The organism is Clostridium aromativorans (genome assembly GCF_020908015.1).
GTDB lineage: Bacteria > Bacillota > Clostridia > Clostridiales > Clostridiaceae > Clostridium_B > Clostridium_B aromativorans.
The window spans coordinates 26638-51147 of the sequence record NZ_JAJJPB010000006.1 but is presented as its reverse complement, the minus strand read 5'-3'; the positions used below and the strand labels follow the sequence as shown (position 1 = coordinate 51147).

The window sequence follows — 24510 nt, the reverse complement described above, 5'->3', positions numbered from 1 at the left end:
ATTAAATATTTCTTTGCACTTGAAGGAGGTGGTAACATATGTCTAGAAGTAGAAGAAAGCAGGAGCATATCTTTAACAGGGATGTAAAAGGTATATTACTTGCTACACTGGGAGTGCTTATGATAATAAGTGTATTTTCACCATCTTCCTCTGGAATAGCTGGAAGATTTATAAAAAGACTTTTGATAGCTGTGTTTGGATTAGGATGCTATATATTCCCTATACTCATAATATTTATAGGATGCTGTCTTATTATAAAAAAGAATAAAATAAATTTCAGCAAAAAATTTTATGGAATTCTTCTTTTTATTATAAATACCCTTTTATTTATGCAGATGCTTGTAATGTCAAAGTATTACTCTGAATATGATTTATTTTCAGGAGTAAAAAAACTATATGACTCAGACACCATATTTCATGGAGGAATAATAAGCTTTTTGATAGATGTACCATTATATAAGCTGTTTGGAAATACGGGATGCTATATCATATTTGCAGCTCTTTATATAATTTCATTTATGATTATAAGTAAAATTACTGTTTATGATATATTGAATAAATTAAAAGTGATATTTACAAGAAAAAAAGACAGTGAGGACATTAAAATTAAAGAAGACAATAAGATGGAAAATAGAGAATTAAAAAATGATGGGCACGATACTGAAGGAGATGAAAAGGCTGGTTTTATTAAAAATTTAAACAATAGGATAAAGATACTGGATTTTATGAAATCTTCAGATCCAAAAGAAGAGGATTATATGAGCAAGCCTTTGTATAATGAAAAATTGGATGATTTTAACGGTGATAAAAATGGGTTTGCCGGAGGGAAATCAAATTCTATAAATGAGGAACTGGAAAAGAAAATGACAGAAAGTGAGAAAAAATTAAGTACCATATATAAATCTCCTCCAGTGAGTTTATTGAAACAAAATATCCAGTCCAAGCTGAATAAGCAGGATAAAAGGGAATTGATAAACAGTGCAAATAAATTAGAAGAGACTCTAGCCAGCTTTGGAGTAGATGTGAAAGTACTTCAGGTTAGCAGAGGACCTTCTGTAACTAGATTTGAAATTCAACCAAGCCCTGGAATTAAGGTGAGTAAAATTGTCAATTTATCTGATGATATAGCACTTGGACTTGCTGCATCAGGAGTGAGAATAGAAGCCCCTATACCGGGAAAATCTGCAATTGGCATAGAAGTCCCAAATAAAGAACTTACGCCGGTATATTTAAGAGAAGTTGTGGAATCTCAAGAGTTTATGAATTCGAAAAATAAATTAGCTTATTGTTTGGGAAAGGATATAGGTGGAAATTGTATAGTATCAGATCTTACGAAAATGCCACATATGCTCATAGCAGGTGCTACAGGTTCAGGTAAAAGTGTTTGTATAAATACTCTTATAGTGAGTTTGCTCTATAAATATTCACCTGATGACGTTAAATTTTTAATGGTGGATCCTAAAGTGGTGGAACTCAGTGTATACAATGGGATACCACATTTGCTCATACCTGTAGTGACAGATCCTAAAAAAGCGGCAGGAGCATTAAATTGGGCTGTGCAGGAAATGAATAGAAGATATAAACTTTTTGCGGATAACAGTGTTAGAAATATAGAAGGGTATAATGAATTATTTGAAAGCGGAAAAATAGAAAGCAAACTTCCTTTTGTAGTAATAATAATTGATGAACTTTCAGACTTAATGATGGTGTGCCCAAATGAAGTGGAGGATTATATAGGACGTCTTGCTCAAATGTCGAGAGCTGCAGGTATGCATTTGGTTATAGCCACCCAGAGACCTTCTGTGGATGTAATTACAGGGGTGATAAAAGCCAATATCCCTTCTAGGATATCATTTGCAGTATCCAGTCAAATTGATTCCAGAACTATAATTGACAGCAGCGGTGCTGAGAAACTGCTCGGAAAAGGAGATATGCTGTTTTATCCTGTGGGAGAAGCGAAGCCCATGAGAATACAGGGGGCATTTATATCTGAAAATGAGGTGGAAAAAGTTGTGGATTACATAAAAAATAAACAGGGCGAACCACAATATGAAGATAAAATAATAGAGCAGATAGATACGAATGTAACTAAAGCTGATGATAACTGCGATGAGCTTTTAGATGAAGCTATTAGAGTTGTATTAGATGCAGGACAAGCTTCTACTTCACTGCTCCAAAGAAGGCTCAGAATAGGATACAACAGGGCAGCTAGGATAATAGAGCAGATGGAAGAAAGGGAGATAATATCAAAAAAAGACGGAAGTAAACCAAGGCGGATACTTATTGACCGGAAAGATTGAATGCAATTTACAATTCACAGTGCACAATTCATAATTAAAGTACAAAGTTTAAATATCAATTTTGGTGGATTTTTGGATTGACCGAAAATCTTCGTTAAGTGTTATTTATTCTCTGAACTTTGATATTTACAATATCCGTTGAACCTAAGAATAACTTGATATAAAGGTTAATTTAACTTATATTAATATTGAATATTAAAATGATTTAACAGGAGGAAATTTAGTGGGTAAATTGAAAATTGGACTGATAAGTTTGGGCTGTGATAAAAATAGAGTAGATTCTGAAATAATATTGAATAGCATTGAAAAAGAGTATATTCTAGTTGAAAATTTAAAACTGGCTGATGTAATAATTGTAAATACCTGCGGCTTCATAGAAGCAGCTAAGCAAGAATCCATAGATACCATACTTCAAATGTCAAATTATAAAGTAGAATTTAATTGCAAAATTCTTGTAGTTACTGGATGCTTAGCTCAAAGGTATGGAAGAGAACTTATGTCATTATTGCCGGAAATAGATGTGATGTTGGGAGTAAATGATTATGATAAATTAAATAAAAGTATAAAAAAATGTATTGAAAATACAGATGATAAAATTTATAATTGTGATTATAGCGATTTCAATATATATGAAGGCAGGAGGAAACTTACTATACCTTTTTACAGAGCTTATTTGAAAATAGCAGAGGGATGTAATAATTGCTGTACCTATTGCATAATTCCAAAAATTAGAGGAAAATATAGAAGTAGGAGCATGGAGAGTTTAATAAAGGAATGTAATGATCTAGCCCTTCATGGAGTTAAGGAAATAATAGTTATTGCACAGGATACTACGAAATATGGAATTGATATATATGGCAGGAAGATGCTTCCTGAACTCATCAGAAGTATATCTAAAATTTCTGGAATAGAGTGGATTAGACTTCTTTACTGCTATCCTGAAGAGATAACAGGGGAACTTATAGATGAAATTGCCTCCAATGACAAGGTGTGCAATTATATAGACATACCTCTTCAGCATATAAGTGATAATATATTGAAACATATGGGAAGAAAAGGAAGAAAAAGGGATATAATAAAAATTATAGGTGAGCTTAGAAAAAATATCAAAGATATTTCCATTAGAACTACTATAATAGTTGGGTTTCCAGGAGAGACTGAGAAGGATTTTAATGAGCTGAAGGAATTTGTAAAATCCATGAAGTTTGAGAATATGGGGGTTTTCAAGTATTCAAGAGAAGAGGGAACTGCAGCTTTTAAAATGAAAGATCAAGTTCCGGAGGAAATAAAATCCGCAAGGGAAGGCGAATTGATGATACTGCAGCAGGAAATTGTTAAGGCTTCCGGAAAAAGCAAAATTGGAAATGTGTATAGAGTACTTGTAGAGGGCAAAAAGGGGAAGCTGTGGTATGGAAGAAACTATGAAATGGCTCCGGATATAGATGGGCTTATATATATAAAATGTGAAAAAGGGTTAAAAGTAGGTACTATGATTAATGTAAAAATAATCCGTAGTATTCAATATGATTTGGTGGGAGTTGTATGTGATGAATTTGGCGAATAAACTTACGATACTTAGAATGTTACTGATTCCATTTTTCTTGATTTTTATGGCTATAAAAGATATGCCTTATGGAAAAATTATTGCAATAGCTATTTTTATATTGGCATCAATAACGGATAAATTAGATGGATATATAGCTAGAAGCAGAAATCAAGTTACTAGATTTGGAAAATTTATGGATCCTTTGGCAGATAAACTTTTAGTTACGGCAGCTCTTATATCTCTGGTGGAATATCATATAATACCAACCTGGGTGGCAATGATTATAATAGCAAGGGAATTTGCAGTAACTGGACTTAGAGCTGTCGCAGCGGCAGAGGGAATTGTAATAGCTGCAAGCCCATGGGGTAAGGCTAAAACTGTAACGCAAATAGTGGCTATAATACTTGCACTTATAAATTTGGACTACAACCATATATCTTTTGGACTGCTGAGAAGTTTTTTATATCATCCTCACAGAATTTTAAATTTGGCTACTGATATTGCCATGGCCATAGCAATAATTATGACATTAATTTCTGGAATAGATTATTTTGTAAAAAATAAGGAAGTACTAAAGCCGGATAAATAATAAATTTGTTGATTAAAATGCAATTATGTTGTACATAATTAAAATATATATTTTAGGTGGATAATGGAAATCTGTAGTTTTGGTATAGTGATGTAAAATAATTAATTTAAACCTGTTGACTAGTTAAAATGTATGGTATATAATTTAATTAGAACATGCGTTCGCATAAGAGAGGAAGTGATCCTTTGGGAAATTTAAGTAATGAAAAGTTACAGGCTATAGAATCTGCCATGGGGCAGATAGAAAAGCAATTTGGAAAGGGCGCTGTAATGAAACTGGGAGAGAATAGTGTTTTAAATGTAGACGCTATATCCACAGGATGTCTTGATTTGGATATAGCTCTTGGTATTGGAGGAGTGCCCAGGGGGAGGGTAATAGAAATATTTGGACCTGAGTCTTCGGGCAAGACTACGGTAGCCCTTCATATAATTGCTGAAGCTCAAAAATCAGGTGGTGCAGCGGCTTTTATAGATGCAGAACATGCGCTGGATCCTGCTTATGCAAAGAATTTAGGCGTAGATATAGAGAATTTGATTGTATCCCAGCCAGACAGCGGAGAGCAGGCTCTTGAGATTGCAGAGGCACTGGTAAGATCAAATGCAATAGACGTTCTAGTAGTGGATTCGGTGGCAGCTTTAGTTCCCAAAGCTGAAATAGAAGGTGAAATGGGAGATTCCCATGTAGGACTTCAAGCAAGACTTATGTCCCAGGCTCTCAGAAAACTCACGTCTTCTATAAATAAATCAAGATGTGTAACCATATTTATAAATCAGCTGAGAGAAAAAGTGGGAATTATGTTTGGAAACCCTGAAGTTACTCCAGGTGGAAGGGCACTAAAATTTTATGCTTCTGTTAGAATGGATGTAAGAAGAATAGATGCCATAAAGCAGGGAGATACAATAGTAGGTAATAGAACGAGGGTAAAAATAACAAAGAACAAGGTAGCTCCTCCTTTTAAACAAGCTGAATTTGATATAATGTACAATCATGGTATTTCAAGAGAGGGAAATGTGCTTGATGTAGGTGTAAGAGAGGAACTAATACAGAAAAGTGGTTCCTGGTTCTCCTATAAGGAAACGAGGCTTGGACAAGGAAGAGAAAATGCAAAGCAATTTTTAAAAGAAAATCAGGATATTTTATTTGAGATAGAAAGTAAAATAAGAAAAAAGTACAATTTACCTGAGTTAAAAAAGCCTTCGACAGGTAATAAAAACGAAAAAGATAATAAGCCAAGTACGAAAAAAAATGAGCAAAAACATATGGATATATGATGCAAATATAAAATCGCGAGATAATTATCCTGCGATTTTATATTTATCATCGATTCAAATAGGCAAACTCCATCCGAATTTAAGGAATATTTAATATATGGAATAAGATGTATATAACTTGACAATAATTAAAATATAATATAAAATTAAGACAAATTCTGGTTTATCGTATATTTAGGAATTGCCAATTGAATAATATGACACCTTTTCTATGCTTACATATTTAAATGAGATATAGATTTTATAATAGGAGCAAAGGAGGTGTTCATGTGAATTCCGTAATAATATATGAGATTATTGCTGGTATAATAATAGTTGCTGTCTTACTAGTTGAATTTAGTATTATTAAAAATAAGGCAAAGGCTATAAAAGCACAGGCTCAAGAGGAGTCTAATAGATTGAAGGAAGAGGCTATGCGAGAAGCCGAATCCAAGAAAAAAGAAGCTATACTAGAAGCTAAAGAAGAAATTCATAGATTAAAGAATGATGTTGAAAAGGAATCTAGAGATAGGAGAAATGAAGTACAAAGGCTGGAGAGAAGATTAATACAGAGAGAAGAATTGCTTGATAAAAAAAGTGATGCTTTTGAAAAAAAAGAAATTAATCTGGATAAAAAACAGCAGGAAGTTGATAAGTTACAGATAAAGGTGGATGAATTATATCAAAAACAAAGAGATGAACTTGAAAGATTGTCAGGTTTGAGTTCAGAAGAGGCTAGGAATATTTTATTAGAGAAAGTAAGAAAAGAAATAAAACATGAATCTGCTATGATGATTAAGGAAATGGAAACCAAAGCTAAAGAGGAAGCTGATAAGAAAGCTAGAGAAATTATAACTTGCGCTATTCAAAGATGCGCTGCGGATCATGTAGCTGAGACAACAGTACATGTTGTAGCTCTGCCCAATGATGAAATGAAAGGAAGGATAATAGGGCGAGAGGGTAGGAACATAAGAGCTCTTGAAACTTTGACAGGTGTGGATTTGATCATAGATGATACACCTGAAGCAGTAATATTGTCAGGATTTGATCCTATAAGAAGAGAAGTTGCAAGAATAGCACTGGAAAAGCTTATAATTGATGGAAGGATACACCCAGCGAGAATTGAAGAAATGGTTGAAAAGGCCGAAAAAGAACTGGAAAGTGATATTAAGGAAGAGGGAGAGCAGGCCACTTTTGAAACAGGTGTGCATGGTCTTCATGTGGAATTAATAAAATTATTAGGTAGGTTAAAATACAGGACTAGTTATGGCCAGAATGTCCTAAAGCACTCTATTGAAGTTGCATATTTAGCGGGCCTTATGGCCTCAGAAATTGGCATAGATCCTGCCATAGCTAAAAGAGCTGGATTACTTCATGATATAGGGAAAGCTGTGGATCATGAAGTTGAAGGACCTCATGCTGTTATAGGCGCAGAGGTTGCTAAAAAGTATAGAGAATCACCAATAATTGTAAACGCCATTGCAGCTCACCATGGGGATGTAGAATTTCAATCTTTAGAAGCGGTGCTTGTTCAAGCAGCAGATGCAATATCTGCAGCAAGACCTGGAGCTAGAAGAGAAACATTAGAAGCTTATATTAAGCGTTTGGAAAAATTAGAGGAAATAGCAAATACATGTGAAGGCGTAGAAAAGTCATATGCCATTCAAGCGGGAAGAGAACTTAGAATTATGGTTAAACCAGAAGATATTGATGATGCAGGGGCCTTTGAAATGGCAAGGAATGTAGTTAAAAAGATAGAAGAGGAACTAGAATATCCTGGTCAGATTAAGGTAAATGTTATTAGAGAGACTCGTGCAATTGAATATGCAAAATAATAAATAAAATTTTATAATAGTATAGAAAGAAAGTATTCCTTTTAGGTTTTGTAACCTTTACAAAACCTAAAAGGAATTTTTGATCTTTTGTAGAATAGTATATTTAATAACAATAATAAATAAAGATATTATTATAATATATAGGAGGTTTATTATGGAAGTATTAAAGGTTTCAGCAAAATCAAGTCCCAATTCAGTTGCAGGAGCATTAGCAGGGGTTCTAAGAGAGAGAGGAGCCGCTGAAATACAGGCTATAGGTGCAGGAGCGTTGAATCAATCCATTAAAGCCATAGCTATTGCCAGAGGATTTGTAGCACCTAGTGGAATCGATTTAATATGTATTCCAGCATTTACGGACATTGAAATAGATGGTGAAGAGAGAACTGCAATTAAGCTTATTGTGCAGCCAAGATAAAAAATAAATTTTATGTGGGACTTGTGGAGCTATCTCAAGTCCTTATTTATATATGAATTGCATACATAGTTTAAGAAGCTGTGTTGACTATATGAAATACTGTGTTAAAATGTAAAAAGGTATATAGTAATTTTGTAGTATGTATATAGTTTGGGGGAAAAATTATGATGGCAGCACTCGAATTGATGAGGCCTAAGCAGTGGATTAAGAATTTTTTTGTATTTGCAGCAGTTATTTTTTCGGGAAATTTTTTAAGATTGGATCTATTAAAGGTCAATGTAATAACTTTTGTACTATTTTGTATCACATCTTCTATAATCTATATATTGAACGATATTGTAGATGTGGAAAAAGACAGATGCCATCCTGATAAGAGAAAAAGACCTCTTCCAAGCGGACGTATATCTAAAAGCGCAGCGGTTATTTTAGATGTTATATTGTTTATTTCAATAGTATATTTTTCCTGTACTTTTTTAAATGTAAAAATTTTGTCAGTGTATTTAACATATATAATAGTAAATATATTGTATTCTTTTGTACTTAAAAATTTAGTTATAATAGATGTTATGACTATTGCTTTTGGATTTGTTTTGAGGGTTGCAAGTGGAAGTTTGGCCACAGGAGTCGAAGTATCACCCTGGTTAATTCTGTGTACAGTGCTTTTATCCTTGTTCTTAGGACTTAATAAGAGAAAGAGTGAAATTATAACTTTAAAAGATAAGAGCAGTTCTTCCAGAAAGATATTGGAAAAATATTCTGTAAAAAATATTGATAAAATGCTTACTATAGTGAATCCGTCTGTACTAATGGCTTACTGCCTTTATACTTTTTCTTCTACACAAAGTAGGACTATGATGTTTACCATACCTTTTGTACTATATGGTATATTTAGGTATGAGTATTTAATGGATAGGAAAAATATAGGAGGGAAGCCGGAAGATGTCTTTGAGAGGGATATTCCTTTTTTAATAAATATACTATTATGGATAGTAATTGTTATAATTATAATATATCTTAAATTGTAAAGCAGAAGGGAAATCAATTGAGTATGGAGATTAAGAATTTTTGGAATAGTGGAGATTATATAAAAAACGACAAAAATAGCAGCAAATATTACAATATAGTCATGGGATTTGGAATGTTCTTATCTGTGTTGTGGATATTATTTGTAAAATCAGTTCCGTTTTCAGATTTTAGTTATTACTATAATTTAGCAGTGAGTATAGCTGGAGGTGGGCAGTGGGGAGATACTTATACTTCAGTGGGATACCCCATAGTGCTGGCGGGAGTATTTAAATTATTTGGGGCCAGTGTTTTTATAGCAAAAGTATTTAATTTGTTTTTTACTTTTGTAAATTATATGTGTTTAAAATATATTTTATTTAAAGTAAAATTAAGGGAAATTGACAGAAAAATAATATTTTTTGTGTTTGTACTCTTTCCCAGCAATATAGTATATAATAGTATTTTAGGTACGGAATTGATGTTTACAAGCTTACTTTTGGCTATAACCTGTCTTTACTTTGGAGATGCAAAATACAAATATCTTCTCATAGGTATACTTACAGGATTAAACACGATGATAAAACCTTTTTTTATTGTATTTTTCTTTGCTGTGTTTTTAGTTGATTTTATAAAACATAAAAAGTTTCTGTTATCCCTTAGAAATTCTCTTGTTGTGCTTATCGTGTGTGGGGTTGTCATTTCACCTTGGATATACAGAAACACAAAATTAATGGGGCAGCTTACATATGTATCTAATAATGGTGGTATAGTCTTATATATAAACAATAATTCCCAGAATGGTAATGGAAGATGGATGGATGTAAATAAAGTGGAGAATTCCATTGCAAAAACCAGCCAATATAAAAATGCCAATAGAACTCAGCAGAATAAAATGTTAAGTAATGCCGCGAAAAAATGGATAAAATCACATCCTGTAGAATTTATCAAATTGGGATTTAAGAGGTTATTTAACACATACTTTTTCGGAGATGATATATTGTACAGTACTTATGGTAGTGGAATAAGCCATAATCTCAATAGCTTGATATTTTCAAGTAGTATTTTTATAAGATTGTTAGTTTTTTTACCTGCCATAATATATATTTTAATATACTTTTTAAAAGTACTATTCAATATCTTCAAGGGTGAAAGTCACTTACTGGATGAGTTCAAATTATATATGCTGATATTGTTTTTTATGTTTACTTCAGTTTATTTTGTAACAGAGGGTCAGGGAAGATATGCTTTTCCTGAAACATTTGTGTTTGTTTGTTATTTTTATTTTGCATTGAAATATTTGGCATTTAAATTTAAGGGGATAAGATTATGACTTCATTGATATTGATATCGGTATTTTTAGGAGCTATGGGTCAGGTACTTGTGAAATATGGTGCTGTAAATTTGCAGCTAGATTTTACATTAAAATATTTATTACCAAGTATTTTATCCATATTGAAGAATATTCCTGTAATGTGTGGAATTGTATCCTATGGACTGAGTTTTCTCCTATGGATAAAAATTTTGAGTAAGGTAGAATTGAGTTATGCATATCCTATGGTGAGTTTAGGATATATAATAATCATGCTATTTTCCTATTTTATATTCAAGGAAAATATAACTCTTATGAGAATATTGGGAGTGGGTTTTATAATAGTAGGAGTGATATTGGTTTCAAGAAGCTGAAAATTTTTATTAACTGTGAATTTTGTATTGTGAATTGAATAAAGGGAGGAATAAAAATGATATTGTCAAAAAAAGCTGAAAAAATTCAATCGTCTATAACTCTGGAAATAACTGCAAAAGCTAAGCAAATGAAGTCTCAGGGAATAGATGTAATAGGATTTGGTGCTGGAGAACCAGATTTTAATACTCCAGAGAATATTCAAAAAGCTGCTGTAGCTGCTATGAAAAAAGGTTATACAAAATATACTCCTGCTTCTGGAATTTTAGAGCTTAAGGAAGCCATTTTAAAAAAATTTAAAGTGGACAATGATCTAAGCTACAGTACAGATCAAATTATAATATCTACAGGGGCAAAGCAATGTCTCTGCAATACATTCCAGGCCATATTAAATCCAGGAGACGAGGTTATTATAGCTGTTCCCTATTGGGTAAGTTATCCTGAATTGGTTAGGCTTTCGGATGGAGTACCGGTATTTGTTAATACAAAGGAAGAGAATAATTTTAAGTATACTGTAAAAGATTTAGAAAGGGCTTATACTGAAAAAACTAAAATGATCATAATCAACAGTCCTAATAATCCAACAGGAAGCATTTATTCAGAGAAGGAACTAAAAGAAATAGCTGATTTTGCCAAAGAGAAGGATATATTTATTTTGTCAGATGAAATATATGAAAAACTCATTTATGGAAACAACTGTCATGTTAGTATAGCAAGTATATCTCAGGATGCTTATGAAAGAACAATTGTCGTAAATGGGGTTTCTAAAACATATTCCATGACAGGATGGAGAATAGGGTATTGTGCTGCAGATAAAAATATAGTCAAATTAATGTCCAACATTCAAAGTCATACTACAGGAAATCCCAATTCCATAGCTCAGTATGCTGCATTGGCAGCTTTACATGGAGAAAGTACTCAGATTGAGAACATGGTAGGTGAATTTAAAAAAAGAAGAGAATATATGATAAAAAAAATAGATGCGATTGAAGGACTTTCTTGTTTAAAACCAGAAGGAGCTTTTTATGTGATGCTGAATATATCAAAAACTTTCGGAAAAACTATTAATGGACAAAAAATAGAGAATTCACTTGAATTTTCAAATCTGCTGCTTGAAAAAGAAAAAGTTGCGGTAGTGCCTGGACTAGGATTTGGAATAGATGGATATGTAAGATTGTCTTATGCTACTTCCATGGAAAATATAAAAAAAGGACTGGATAGGATAGAACAGTTTGTGCTAAAGTTAAAATAATATTAGATTATTTATACTGAAATGTAAAAATTATTATTCAAATATTAATAAAAAATGGTATAATAATTAAGAAGAATTTGAGATCTGTTATAACAACAATAAACTGAGATAGAGGTGAATTAAATGGTTTCTAAAGAAGTTATAGTTAAAAGCCCTACAGGATTACATGCAAGACCTGCAACACTACTGGTTAAGAAAGCTTCTTCATTTAAATCTGATTTATCCATAGAATTTGATGGAAAAAAGGCGAATATAAAAAGTTTAATTGGAGTACTTTCATTAGGTGTAACCAAGAATTCAACTGTTAAAATAACTGCATCTGGTGATGACGAGTCATTGGCCATAGAAGAAATTATCAAATTAATAAATTCATTGGAAACATTATAGTCAATTTTAATTGAGTGATTTTTGGTTAAAGTGGAGTCCTATTATGGGTAGTGTTTTTCCACCTCAACCTTTTACAAAAACCAATGCTTGATAAAAGAATAACTGTGAATAAAATAGAAGACCAATGAAAGGTCTTCTCATTTTATTTGCAGCTGTTTTTAGTTTTAAAAAGCAATATAATCATGTCAATACCTGCTACACCTATGAGTATGTCTATTATCCTTCCGATTAGATTGGAAGGTTCACCAAATATAATTTGAATTATGTTAAAATTAAATAAACCTATAAGTCCCCAAATTATTGCACCTATGATGGTCAATATTAAAGAAATTTTGTCTATTATACTGAATTTATACATACTTTCATTTACTGAGGCTGTATAAGTCATTCTTAGATTCGAACCTCAATAAAAATTCACCTCCATACAATATACTTTTTCTAATTAAAGTATATTAGTAACTTTGTAAAATAGAACAGTTTGTACACTTTTATAAGATTATACGAATATAATAATATAATATAATATAAATATATGTTATAATATGAATGAAAACAATTAAATTATAGTATATGTACGGAGGTATTTTATCATGAGAGATACATACAATAACCCATTAAATAGAAGGTATGCCTCACGGGAAATGAGTTATCTATTTTCCGATGAGATGAAATTTAAAACTTGGAGAAAACTCTGGGTAGCTCTGGCTGAGTGTGAGAAAGAGCTTGGGCTCAATATAACTTCTGAACAAATAGATGAATTGAAAGCCAATGTGGAAAATATAAATTATGAGGATGCAGAAAAAAGAGAAAAGGAAGTACGTCATGATGTGATGAGCCACGTATATGCCTATGGACTTCAGTGCCCTAAGGCCAAGGGAATAATACATCTGGGGGCAACCAGCTGTTATGTAGGGGATAATACAGATCTTATAATTATGAAAAAGGCACTTTACATAGTGAGGGGAAAAATACTGAATGTGATAAATTATCTCAAGGATTTTGCACTTGAATACAAAGATCTTCCCACTCTCGGATTTACACATCTTCAGCCTGCCCAGCTCACTACAGTTGGCAAGAGAGCATCTCTCTGGATACAGGATCTATATCTGGATATGGAAAATATTGATTTTGTCATTGATAAAATCAGATTCAGAGGAGTAAAAGGAACTACGGGAACTCAGGCCAGTTTCATGGATCTGTTTAACGGCAATGAAGAAAAGGTAAAGATGCTGGATAAAATGGTGACGGAGAAGATGGGATTCAATCAGGAATTTATGGTTACAGGACAGACCTATACCAGAAAGCTCGATTCCATAATATTAAATACTCTTTCAGAGATAGCACAAAGTGCTTATAAGTTCAGCAATGATCTCAGGATACTTCAAAATATGAAGGAAATGGAGGAACCTTTTGAAAAAAATCAGATAGGCTCTTCAGCCATGGCATATAAAAGGAATCCTATGAGATGTGAGAGAATGGGCTCTCTGTGCAGATATATAATTGTGAATGCCTTGAACCCGGCTATAACTGCTTCGACTCAATGGTTTGAAAGAACCCTGGATGATTCTGCAAACAGGAGGATAGTCCTTCCTGAGGCATTTTTGGCACTGGACGGGGTCTTAAATTTATATATGAATGTATCTGAAAATATGGTGGTTTATCCAAAGACAATTGCATCCCATGTACTTAAGGAACTTCCATTTATGGCTACGGAGAATATAATAATGGAAGCTGTTAAAAGAGGAGGGGATAGACAGGAACTTCATGAGAGAATCAGGATTCATTCTATGGAAGCAGCTAAGAGGGTGAAATCAGAGGGAAAGGAAAATGATCTTTTGGAAAGAATTATAAAAGACCCATTTTTTAAAATGAAAAAAGAAGAGATACTGTCTCTGGTGAGTCCCGAAAAATTTGTTGGAAGGGCACCAGGCCAAGTGGTGGATTTTATAGAGAGCCAAATAAGCCCAATGCTTGAAAATAATAAACAGTATCTGGGGAAAGAGGCCCAGATAAATGTCTAGTCTAATATATGGGAGGATTGTATATGTACGATATTGCCATTATAGGAGCAGGAGTGGAAGGTTCAGCCATTGCAAGAAGGTTTTCCAGATATAAATTAAAAATTTGTCTGATAGAAAAACAGGATGATGTATCCTGTGGGGCGTCTAAAGCCAACAGCGGTATAGTGCATGGAGGATATGACGACACGCCGGGTACTTTAAAGGCTAAATTATGCGTAAAGGGAAACAGGATGTATGACAGGTTAAACAGGGAGTTGAATTTTGGCTACAGAGAAACAGGCTCCCTTGTAATAGCTTTTTCAGATGAAGAGAAAAAACATCTTGAGAAGTTGTATCATAATGGTATAAAAAATGGTGTAGGGGGAATGGAGATAATAGACGGCGAAAAGGTAAGACAGATGGAGCCTTATGTGAACAATGAGGTTAAATGGGCTCTCTACTGTAAAGACTCAGGAGTTTGTTCTCCCTATGAATTCACCATAGCACTGGCAGAAAATGCAGTGGAAAATGGAGTGGATTTGAAACTGGAAAGTGAAGTTATAGGCATAAATAGAAAGGAAAATTATTTTGAAATAGTTACCAGCCAGGAGAGGATAGAGGCTAGATATGTAATAAATGCAGCGGGGGTCTACAGTGATAAAATATCCAATATGGTTGGCCTGGACCATTTTCATATAATTCCAAGGAAAGGTGAATATGTCCTTTTCAACAGGGATCAGTCCTACCTGGTGAATAGTGTAATATTTCAGGTACCTACGGAAAAGGGCAAGGGAATTTTAGTGACTACCACCTATCATGGCAATCTGATGATAGGCCCAAACGCCCAGGAGGTTTCAAACAAGGAAGATGTGAATACGAATGAGGAAATGCTGAATTACATTGTTGAAACCGCCAGGAAATCTGTAGAGGGTTTTGACATGAAAAAAGCTATAACCTCTTTTGCAGGAGTGAGGCCTACCAGCAGTACCAGAGATTTCATAATAGAAGAGACAAAAGTAGAGGGATTCATAAATGTAGCGGGCATAGATTCACCGGGACTTACTTCTGCTCCAGCCATAGCAGAGGAAGTAGTAAATATATTGAGCAAGAAAGTAAAGCTGGAGGAAAAAGATGATTTTAATCCCTATAGAAAACCTATTATAGTAAAAAAGGATAAAAATTTTGATGGAGACATAAATGCAAAAGAGCCTGAAAAACATATTATATGCAGATGCGAAAGGGTAACGGAAGCGGAAATTGTAGATGCATTAAATAGACCGGTAAGGACAATATCCATTGATGGAGTCAAACGCCGTACAAGGGCTGGCATGGGCATGTGCCAGGGGGCATTTTGCGGTTCTAGGGTCAGAAAACTCATAGCAAGAGAAATGGATATACCTGAAGAACAAGTTAAACAGAGAGGTCCAGGATCCTCCATACTTCCTAAAAGGGTAAATCGGATAAATGTGATGAAAATACAGAAATAGATTTTAAATTATGAAGGCTGCCGTATAATCAATTTGCGGCAGCTCCAATTCTTTGAACCTGAATATAACTTGATTGCAATATTACATGGAGTTTCATATCCTGATAATATAGCTATTTAATTGTGGAGGTAATAATATTGAGAAGATCCAGGAATGACATGGATGATTTGATGCAGCTTGCTCTATATATGTTTCCCAAATATATGAAGAGAATACAAAAATACGATAGAAGGCATTTTGAAGATTCGCATCACGGTGAAGATCATCATTATGAGCACGATGAATATGCGGATTTGAAGGATTTAATTGGGTTCATAGAAAAAAATATTATCAGGGACAAAGGTAAGGAGGGTATGGGAGACAAAAAAATTGGGAAGAAAATTGATGGAGGAAAACCCCAAAATACAGGTAAAAATCCGATTCATGAAGAAATACTAAAAAAAGCACAGGAACAGATTAAAAAATCAGGCCAGGGACCCGATAAGAAATTGTCGGATGATAGAAATGTGAGACAGGACGGCAGAGCTGCCAAAAGCATAAAACAGTTGGACTCAAAAGAGACAAGGGAGATGCCGACAAAAGATGTATGTTTTTCAGCATGCAATGAGGAGATAAAAAATTTATTGAACAGATATGTGAATAAAAAATTTGACATATGCACTGACGGCGATGAAAACTGTATGTTTGAACAGATAAATTTGATATGTGCAGATGAAGAGCTGGCCAAATTTAAAAATGGGGAAGGTGAAATCATAGTAATACCTGTAAGAAATATAGTTGGAATGAATTTGCCTGAACCGGTATACATGGAAGAACATTCTAAAAAAGATGATATGACATACTACCCTCTGGAAAAATCGCTGTGTCATTATTTTGGCGCAATAATTGGCAAAAGGGTGTGCATACAGACACGGGGCCAGGGAAAGTTCAAATATCTCTCAAGAAAGCTCATCACAGGTACAGGAAAAGGATTTGTTATAATTGAAAACAACATTGTCATATTATTTTCCAAAATAATATTTATAAGAGAATCGAAGCTGGATGAATATAAAAATTCATAGAGAAAATACCTGGATGTTTATGTATAAAATACATTGAACATGAAAATCCAGGTATTCATTTTATTGATTTGCCTTCTTAAGTTTTTCAATTCCAATTTTTACTCTCTTTATGGATTCTTCTTTTCCTATAATATCTGCTATTTCAAAAGCACCGCCGGGAGTGGATTTTTTACCTGAAAGTGCCGTCCTTACAGGCCAGAGTACTACTCCATTTTTAACCTGCATATCTGATACCAGATCCATACAGCACTTTTCTATGTTTTCGAAAGTCCAGGGATCCAGTGATTCTACTCTTGGAAGAAATTTTTCAAGAGTGATCAGTGAATTCTGTAAATTTGTCTTCATTCTTTTATGGATATACATGTCTGCAGAGTAATCCGGAAGTTCCTGAAAAAAGTCCAAAAAATCTGGTATTTCACTGAGTACTTCAACTCTGGTCTTAAGCAGCTTGCTTATTTTCAAAAAATCCAGATCCTTTGAAATGACTTTTTTATAGTAGGGAAGAGCAAGAGAATTAAAATCTTCCAAAGGCATATTTTTAATATACTGTCCATTCATCCATTTCAATTTTACAGTATCGAATATGGCAGGAGATTTATTTATATTTCTATAGTCAAATCTTTCTACCAGCTCCTGAAGATTAAAAATTTCCCTTTCATCTCCGGGATTCCAGCCTAAAAGGGCTATGTAGTTTAAAACAGCTTCTTTGAGGTATCCTTTTTTTATAAGATCTTCAAAAGACGCGTCACCATTTCTTTTACTCAACTTATGGTGTAGATCTTTCATTATTGGAGGACAGTGAATATATATTGGGATCTGCCAGCCGAAAGCTTCATATAACCTGTTGTATTTTGGAGCCGAAGACAGGTACTCACTTCCCCTTACTACATGCGTAATTCCCATAAGATGGTCATCTATTACGTTTGCAAAGTTGTAGGTAGGATAGCCATCGGATTTTATGAGTATCATATCATCTAATTCCGAATTGTCCACGCATATATCGCCATAGATCTCATCATGGAAAGTTGTAACGCCGGTTTCGGGATTATTCTGCCTTATTACATAAGGTATTCCGGAATTAAGTTTTTCCTTTATTTCTTCTTTTGAAAGATGGAGACAATGTTTATCATATTTGTAGTCTCCTGATATTTGAGAGTTAGCCCTCAGTGTATCAATTCTCTCCTTTGTACAAAAGCAGTAATAAGCTTTTCCCATATCTATAAGTTTTTTTGCATATTTTAAATATATATCGGTTCTCTGGCTCTGGATATAAGGCCCTACTGGTCCGCCTATATCCGGACCTTCGTCGTGTTTTAGTCCTGTAGTTTTTAAAGTGTTGTAGATTATATCTAAGGCACCTTCAACGAATCTTCCCTGATCCGTATCTTCAATTCTGAGTATGAAGTCTCCGCCAGCATGTTTTGCAATTAAGTATGTATAGAGGGCAGTCCTTAAATTACCCACATGCATATATCCTGTGGGGCTCGGTGCAAATCTTGTTCTTACCTTGGTCATTTTTTTCACTCCTATTTATTTTAAAGTAAAAACCTCTCATCCGTTTTAGACGAAAGGTTATGAGCTTGCTATTACTCTTTAAATAATATAATAATAGAGAATTTGTGTCAAGGTAGTTTTTAAATTCATGTTCTTGTAAAAGTGAGCAAATTAGATTAAATACCTGAAATATGCAACGTATATGGCAAAAAAGCCGTTTCAATATAGTATTCCTCCATAAAAGTAAATTTGACATATATGAGTATTATTGATATAAATAATATAGCATATATGTTGCACATACAACATATAAGGTATATAATTATTAATATGAGTAGCATATATAAAAAATAAACTTTATATGATAGGTAAGTATTTTATGGGAGGAAAAAAGTAATGTCTATAAAAGTTGCAATTAATGGTTTTGGAAGAATAGGAAGATTGGTTTTAAGGATTGCCCAGGAGAGATTAAAGGGAACTGTTGATATTGTGGCAATCAATGCCAGAGCAGATAATGAAACCCTTGTGCACCTTTTTAAATACGATTCTTGTTATGGCAGGTTTAGGGGAAATGCAAAAGCGGGAAAGGACTCCATATTTGTAAATGGTTCTGAAATAAAGATCTTTAGAGAAGATGATCCTGAAAATTTACCCTGGGACAAGTTAAATGTGGACATAGTTGTGGAATCCACAGGAAAATTTAAAACTAGAGAAAGTTTATATAAGCATATAAAGGCCGGAGCAAAAAAGGTTATAATTACGGCGCCTGCTAAAGGTGAAGATATAACTATAGTTATGGGAGTAAATGAAGAAAAATTTGACGTAAAATCCCACAATATTATTTCGAATGCATCTTGTACAACCAATTGTCTAGCTCCTTTTGCAAAGGTTCTGGATGAAAACTTCGGTATTATAAATGGCTTTATGACTACAGTTCATTCCTATACAAATGATCAGAGATTACTTGATAAAACCCATAAGGATTTGAGAAGAGCAAGAGCAGCTGGTCAATCTATAATTCCAACTACAACAGGGGCGGCCAAGGCAGTTGCAAAAGTACTTCCGAATTTAAAGGGAAAATTGAATGGGATTGCCTTTAGAGTTCCTACAGCTACAGTTTCCGTTACTGATTTAGTATGTCAGCTTTCAAAATCTGTTACTGTAGAGGAAATAAATAAAACTTTTAAAAGGGCCTCTGAGGGACTTATGGAAGGAATATTGGGATATTCTGATGAACCATTGGTTTCAGTAGATTATAAAGGCGATGACAGATCCTCTATAATAGATGGACTTTCAACTATGGCATCAGGAAATATGGTGAAGGTGGTATCTTGGTATGATAATGAGTGGGCTTACTCCTGCAGGACTGTGGATCTTGTAAATTATGTTGCAGAAGAAATGGAAAAGGATTCTGAAACTACTACTAGAGAAATGATGACAAACAGAATGTAAATTTTAGCCAAATCATAAATTTTCCTATAATAATAACGGTGGGCAGCTTCTTGTAAGCTGTCCACTATTTATAAATTTATTCCAAATACATTTTTTACTACAAGGCCTACAATAAAGGAAAAAAGAGCAACTCCTAAGCTTACACCGGCCATTTGTATAAATCGCTGCTTGAAATTGAATCCTTTAGCTACTGATATATAGTAATTAAAGATAGATATTATAATTACAGCAATGACAAGAGTTACTACCAGTGCCTGTATGTACATGTTTCCTGGCATAAAGAGAAAGGGAAGTATGAGTAAAATAACAGTTATTAAATAGGAAACGCCAGTATAAACACTGGATTTTAAGGCGTCTTTTGTATTTTCTGCTTTTTCGGCAATGTATTCACTGGCAGCCATGGAAAGGGTAGCTGATATTCCTGTGATCATTCCAGCTAGTGCAATTACTTTTGTGTTTGCCATGGAAAGTGTAAAACCGGCAACACTGCCTGTTATCTCCACAAGTGCATCATTTAGTCCAAGAACTATAGAACCTATATATTTGAGTTTTTCTTCATCCAGCATGTCGAGCAGCAAGAACTCGTGTTTTTCTTCATCCTCTGCTATTTTGGAAAATTCAGGGAAGGCATTTGACAGTTTACTATAGCTGTAACCTCTGACAGCCTCAGTTTCTCTTCCTTCCATTTGTTTTACGGCAAAGGTGAAACCAAAGATCTTTGCTATGGTAGAGTAGAACCATATCTTTTTTTTATCAGGTGAAACTTCCATATTAGTATATGTTTTTATAAATTTATAATGTTCTTCTTCATCTCCTGCTATTTTTAACAGTATTTTTTTGTTTTTTTCATCTTTTGTGATTTTGGACACATTTATATATATCTGTCTTTCAGTTATTTCTCTCAATTGCATCTGAAATAGAATTTTTTTTAAATTCTCATCTATTTTCATTTTACCTACAACCTTTTTGTATATTATTTTTCTCTGGGGAAAGTATGTAACATATATTATAATACTGTGGTCATGTACTTACAAGCCAAAAGTTTACTGTAATAAAATCAAGCGTATGGATATATTAAGCATTCACTTGAATTAGTGATTATATTATTATAATCTATATTAATTAAACTAATTTTAATAAAATGAATGATATAGGAGAAATTTATATGAGTTTGTATGAAGATAAAGCCTTGGAAGAGTTGCTCCAGTGGAAAAAAGAAATGACAAGCAGGCCCAGCTTTACAAATGATTTTACAAAAAAAATGCAGTCAAAATTAAATGAGTTTATTCCTGAAAAGTGCCAGCACATAATTACAAAATCCATAGAAGGTATGGTGAAGACAGTTATATATGGATATAAATATATCTCTACCGCTCCCGTTCATGACATGAATTTGGAATCAAGAGAAAATTTAGTAAGGGAAAAGATGAAATTTTACAGGAATGCAGCTGCAGTAAGCGGTGCAGGTACAGGTGGAGCTGGAATTATTGTGGGCTTGGCTGATTTTCCCATATTACTTGGGTTGAAAATGAAATTTTTGTTTGATACTGCTGGTATCTACAGTTTCAATGTAAAGAATTACAGGGAGCGATTGTATATACTCTATATATTTCAAATAGCTTTTTCAAGCCAGGGAAGAAGAAGGGAAGTCTATGATATAATGTCGGATTGGGATAATTATTGCAGGGCATCACTTCCTGAAGATAAGAGTCATTTTGACTGGAGAACATTTCAACAGGAATACAGAGATTATATTGACATTGCAAAGATGCTGCAGCTTGTCCCTGGAATTGGGGCAGCAGTGGGGGCATATGCCAATTATAAATTGATAAAGCAGCTGGGGAATACAGCTATGAATGCCTATAGACTTAGGGTTTTTAAATTGTAAATTATGAATATTTTAGATAATTTTCATAAGCTGTATTCTGTAATAATGTTATAATAAGGACAGTATAAAAATTATAATATTATTTGAGGAGGAATGTCATATGCCAGCTAGAACTGTAAGAAAAATAGTGGGGGGAAACGTACAACAAGACGGTGCAGGAGTGAAACTTTTGCGTGTACTGGCGCTGGATACAGTTACAGAATTTGATCCTTTTCTGATGTTGGATATTTTTGATTCGGAAAATTCTGAAGATTATATTAAGGGGTTTCCGTGGCATCCACACAGGGGAATTGAAACTGTTACTTATCTTATGAGCGGGAAAATCGAACATGGGGACAGTCTTGGCAATAAGGGTATAATTGAAGACGGATGCTGTCAATGGATGACTGCTGGAAGCGGGATAATTCATCAAGAGATGCCGCAGCCTTCAAAGAAAATGTTTGGGTTTCAGCTTTGGATAAATATTCCGAAGAAAGACAAGATGTGTATCCCAAAGTACCATGATATAAGTAAGGAAAGTATACCTGAAGTGAAAAAGAAAGGTTTTACTGTGAGAATAATATCAGGACACTACAAGGACATTCCTGGAGCTTTTAGGGGAGAATATGTGAAAGCTGACATTTTGGATATAAATATGGAAAAACAAGCTGAATGGTCTATTAAAACAGATGTTAAGTCTACTGTATTTGTGTATATTTTTAGGGGATATGGTTATTTTGACAAAAACGAGAAACAGTGTATCAAGGAAAAAAGTGCAGTTCTATTCAATGGGGGAGAAGAAGTTAGAATTCGTTCCGGTGAAGATGGAATGCGCTTTACAATATTTATAGGCAATCCCCTTAAAGAGCCTGTAGCCTGGGGAGGTCCTATTGTCATGAATACAAGAGAGGAGCTTAAAAAAGCTTTTGAGGAAATTGACAATGGAACCTTTATAAAAAACGGTAAATATGCAAACCATAACTTAAAATAGTGTATAATTTTATTATGAGTATAATAAGTTGAGGTGGGGAAATTATGGATATAAAAAAAATATTATTATTGGGAAATGAAAATTTGTATAAAATCTGTAAAGAGGTTTCAAAAGATGAGCTTGATCGAGCTGAACAAATAGTTAAGGAACTACATGATACAATGATGAATTTTAGGAAAAAGTATGGATTTGGCAGAGCGATAGCAGCACCTCAAATAAATGAATTGTTTAGGATAATATATGTAGATTTTAATTATAATTCGATAGCTTTAATAAATCCCAAGGTTGAATTTGTGGATGATGAAAAATTTGAAGTGTGGGATGATTGTATGAGTTTTCCGGGAATAGAAGTAAGATTATATAGACATAAAAGATGTAAAGTTCATTATAAAGATTTAGAATGGAATGATTGTACTATGGAACCTGAGGGTGATTTATCGGAATTAATACAACATGAATACGATCACCTTGATGGTATATTAGCTTTTCAAAGAGCAATCGACAAAAAATCCTTTAGAATGAATAAGGATAAAATGGGATACCTTGATGAAGGTTTAAGTGGAATGAAGTGATGTTGTTAGAGTGTGGAATAGAGTAATATAATTTTTTCACTTGATAACGGTCAAATTTTCATACAAACATAATAATGAGATAGGAAATGTCATTCAAAATGTGGTAATGGCATTTTCTTTTTGTTGTATATAGTATAGTTTGCTATATTATTTCAATATATAGTTATAAAAACTATGTATTGAAATATAGTTACATATATAGTATTATATTAATGTAAAAATAGATTTAAACAAAAAAGGAGATACTATGCCAATTATAGAAGTTCTTCAAAAATGGTATAAAAATATATCCAAGAGCAGCATTTGCACGGGCATACAGATAGAAACTGTAAACAATTGTGGGTGGTGTGTATGCATTGACCTATTTGATACAGTTTATGAAACTGAGAGTTTCAAAACCGTATATATACGAAAGGGTGATGATAATTGGTTTAAGTGTATTAAAAAGAATGGTTTATTTAAGGGTTATGGTGGAATTGAAAACCTGGAAGATATTTTAAATGTTTTTTACTGCTGGATTAAGTGATTTTTAAGTTCCTATGTTTTGAGGGGGGATACTATGAAAACAAAAGAAAGTTATAATTTAGTTGCTTTTGGTGATTCTATAACAAAGGGCGTTATATATGACAGCAGGAGGGCAAGATATTCAAGGTTAAAGGACTGTTTTGCCAGTATAGTTGGAAGAAGTTTTAAGGGAACTGTATGCAATGCCGGGAGGTTTGGAAGTACGATCAAGAGAGGAATAAGCAAGATGTATACTGATGTCATAATAAAAACTCCAGATATTGTATTAATAGAGTTTGGGGGAAATGACTGTGATTTTGACTGGGGGGATATAGCAAAAGACCCCGATTCCAAGCACAGGCCAAAGACGGATATCTCAACTTTTAATGATATGCTGTCCAATATGATATGCACCTTTAAAGAATCCGGTATAATACCGATGCTTATGACACTGCCTCCTCTGGATTATAAAAGATACTTTAACTGGATTACAAAGGGAGATAAAACAGCCGAAAAAAATGTTTTAAAGTGGTTGGGTTCGGAAGTGAAAATTTACAATTGGCACAGGACATACAGTGAAATGATTACAAAGGTGGCCCATAGGACAAAAACTACCTTGATTGATGTGAGATCGGAAATTCTCAAACAAAATGACTACAATAAATTTTTGTGCATAGACGGTATTCATCCTAATTTGGAGGGACATTCCCTGATTGCCCATATAATACTCAATTTTCTCAAAGATAATTACAGTTTTTTACTGCTTTGAAGAATAATATGAGTACACTGCACATACTAATTTTATAGAGAAATGAAATATAT

General features: G+C 33.6%; 23 protein-coding genes. 20 read left to right on the top strand and 3 right to left on the bottom strand.

The features are described from left to right. The first annotated feature begins 38 nt into the window (after nt 1-38). The 11 genes from LN736_RS07010 to LN736_RS06960 all read left to right on the top strand — a co-directional run bounded on the left by LN736_RS07010 (nt 39) and on the right by LN736_RS06960 (nt 12260). Nucleotides 39-2300, top strand: coding sequence for an FtsK/SpoIIIE family DNA translocase (locus LN736_RS07010; RefSeq protein WP_150356430.1), 2262 nt, complete (start codon nt 39-41; stop codon nt 2298-2300). 223 nt (nt 2301-2523) lie between these two features. After that, the gene (rimO, locus tag LN736_RS07005; protein WP_229981258.1) at nt 2524-3864 is read left to right on the top strand and encodes a 30S ribosomal protein S12 methylthiotransferase RimO; all 1341 of its coding nucleotides are present in this window, start codon (nt 2524-2526) and stop codon (nt 3862-3864) included. Beyond that, on the top strand, nt 3848-4435 hold the full coding sequence (gene pgsA / locus LN736_RS07000) for a CDP-diacylglycerol--glycerol-3-phosphate 3-phosphatidyltransferase (protein WP_150356428.1): 588 nt from the start codon (nt 3848-3850) through the stop codon (nt 4433-4435). Before rimO ends, pgsA begins: the two co-directional genes overlap by 17 nt. 230 nt (nt 4436-4665) lie before the next feature. Then, nucleotides 4666-5706, top strand: a complete 1041-nt coding sequence (gene recA / locus LN736_RS06995) for a recombinase RecA (RefSeq protein ID WP_229981268.1) — start codon at nt 4666-4668, stop codon at nt 5704-5706. A gap of 269 nt (nt 5707-5975) precedes the next feature. After that, on the top strand, nt 5976-7520 hold the full coding sequence (gene rny, locus LN736_RS06990; protein WP_179977242.1) for a ribonuclease Y: 1545 nt from the start codon (nt 5976-5978) through the stop codon (nt 7518-7520). Nucleotides 7521-7674: 154 nt separating this feature from the next. Beyond that, nucleotides 7675-7935: a stage V sporulation protein S gene (locus tag LN736_RS06985; protein WP_150356425.1), complete on the top strand. Its 261-nt coding sequence runs from the start codon at nt 7675-7677 to the stop codon at nt 7933-7935. A gap of 164 nt (nt 7936-8099) precedes the next feature. Continuing rightward, the gene (locus tag LN736_RS06980) at nt 8100-8960 is read left to right on the top strand and encodes a decaprenyl-phosphate phosphoribosyltransferase (protein WP_150356424.1); all 861 of its coding nucleotides are present in this window, start codon (nt 8100-8102) and stop codon (nt 8958-8960) included. Between the two features lie 23 nt (nt 8961-8983). Further along, nucleotides 8984-10270 carry a hypothetical protein gene (locus tag LN736_RS06975; RefSeq protein WP_150356458.1) on the top strand — a complete coding sequence of 429 codons (1287 nt, stop codon included), beginning with the start codon at nt 8984-8986 and terminating at the stop codon, nt 10268-10270. Then, nucleotides 10267-10623, top strand: coding sequence for an SMR family transporter (locus LN736_RS06970; protein WP_150356423.1), 357 nt, complete (start codon nt 10267-10269; stop codon nt 10621-10623). Before LN736_RS06975 ends, LN736_RS06970 begins: the two co-directional genes overlap by 4 nt. A 56-nt stretch (nt 10624-10679) precedes the next feature. Then, entirely contained in the window at nt 10680-11873 is a 1194-nt protein-coding gene (locus LN736_RS06965; RefSeq protein WP_150356422.1) for a pyridoxal phosphate-dependent aminotransferase, read from the top strand. 123 nt (nt 11874-11996) lie between these two features. Beyond that, nucleotides 11997-12260, top strand: coding sequence for an HPr family phosphocarrier protein (locus tag LN736_RS06960; protein ID WP_150359086.1), 264 nt, complete (start codon nt 11997-11999; stop codon nt 12258-12260). A gap of 142 nt (nt 12261-12402) precedes the next feature. Here LN736_RS06960 and LN736_RS06955 read toward each other — a convergent pair whose 3' ends face one another. Then, nucleotides 12403-12648: a DUF378 domain-containing protein gene (locus LN736_RS06955; RefSeq protein WP_378061205.1), complete on the bottom strand. Its 246-nt coding sequence runs from the start codon at nt 12646-12648 to the stop codon at nt 12403-12405. 202 nt (nt 12649-12850) lie between these two features. Between LN736_RS06955 and purB the strand changes: the two genes are divergently transcribed. The 3 genes from purB to LN736_RS06940 all read left to right on the top strand — a co-directional run bounded on the left by purB (nt 12851) and on the right by LN736_RS06940 (nt 16808). Continuing rightward, nucleotides 12851-14281, top strand: a complete 1431-nt coding sequence (gene purB, locus LN736_RS06950; RefSeq protein WP_150355441.1) for an adenylosuccinate lyase — start codon at nt 12851-12853, stop codon at nt 14279-14281. Nucleotides 14282-14304: 23 nt separating this feature from the next. Continuing rightward, nucleotides 14305-15747 carry an NAD(P)/FAD-dependent oxidoreductase gene (locus LN736_RS06945; protein WP_150355442.1) on the top strand — a complete coding sequence of 481 codons (1443 nt, stop codon included), beginning with the start codon at nt 14305-14307 and terminating at the stop codon, nt 15745-15747. Nucleotides 15748-15884: 137 nt separating this feature from the next. After that, nucleotides 15885-16808, top strand: a complete 924-nt coding sequence (locus LN736_RS06940) for a hypothetical protein (RefSeq protein ID WP_229981257.1) — start codon at nt 15885-15887, stop codon at nt 16806-16808. A gap of 60 nt (nt 16809-16868) precedes the next feature. On the opposite strand, the gene gltX is transcribed toward LN736_RS06940, so the two are convergent. Continuing rightward, the gene (gene gltX / locus LN736_RS06935) at nt 16869-18323 is read right to left on the bottom strand and encodes a glutamate--tRNA ligase (protein WP_229981256.1); all 1455 of its coding nucleotides are present in this window, start codon (nt 18321-18323) and stop codon (nt 16869-16871) included. A gap of 375 nt (nt 18324-18698) precedes the next feature. On the opposite strand from gltX, the gene gap reads away from it, so the two are divergent. Beyond that, on the top strand, nt 18699-19754 hold the full coding sequence (gene gap, locus LN736_RS06930; RefSeq protein ID WP_150355445.1) for a type I glyceraldehyde-3-phosphate dehydrogenase: 1056 nt from the start codon (nt 18699-18701) through the stop codon (nt 19752-19754). A 68-nt stretch (nt 19755-19822) separates the two neighbouring features. On the opposite strand, the gene LN736_RS06925 is transcribed toward gap, so the two are convergent. Beyond that, nucleotides 19823-20704: a VIT1/CCC1 transporter family protein gene (locus tag LN736_RS06925; RefSeq protein ID WP_229981255.1), complete on the bottom strand. Its 882-nt coding sequence runs from the start codon at nt 20702-20704 to the stop codon at nt 19823-19825. Between the two features lie 215 nt (nt 20705-20919). On the opposite strand from LN736_RS06925, the gene LN736_RS06920 reads away from it, so the two are divergent. The 5 genes from LN736_RS06920 (at nt 20920) to LN736_RS06900 (ending at nt 24457) form a co-directional block, all read left to right on the top strand. Further along, entirely contained in the window at nt 20920-21642 is a 723-nt protein-coding gene (locus LN736_RS06920) for an EcsC family protein (protein WP_150355446.1), read from the top strand. Between the two features lie 100 nt (nt 21643-21742). Further along, complete coding sequence (locus LN736_RS06915; RefSeq protein WP_150355447.1) at nt 21743-22612, top strand: pirin family protein; 870 nt, start codon at nt 21743-21745, stop codon at nt 22610-22612. A gap of 44 nt (nt 22613-22656) precedes the next feature. After that, nucleotides 22657-23184, top strand: a complete 528-nt coding sequence (locus LN736_RS06910; protein ID WP_150355448.1) for a peptide deformylase — start codon at nt 22657-22659, stop codon at nt 23182-23184. Between the two features lie 247 nt (nt 23185-23431). Next, nucleotides 23432-23710, top strand: coding sequence for an Imm53 family immunity protein (locus LN736_RS06905; protein ID WP_150355449.1), 279 nt, complete (start codon nt 23432-23434; stop codon nt 23708-23710). Nucleotides 23711-23743: 33 nt separating this feature from the next. Beyond that, entirely contained in the window at nt 23744-24457 is a 714-nt protein-coding gene (locus LN736_RS06900) for an SGNH/GDSL hydrolase family protein (RefSeq protein ID WP_150355450.1), read from the top strand. The last annotated feature ends 53 nt before the right edge of the window (nt 24458-24510 follow it).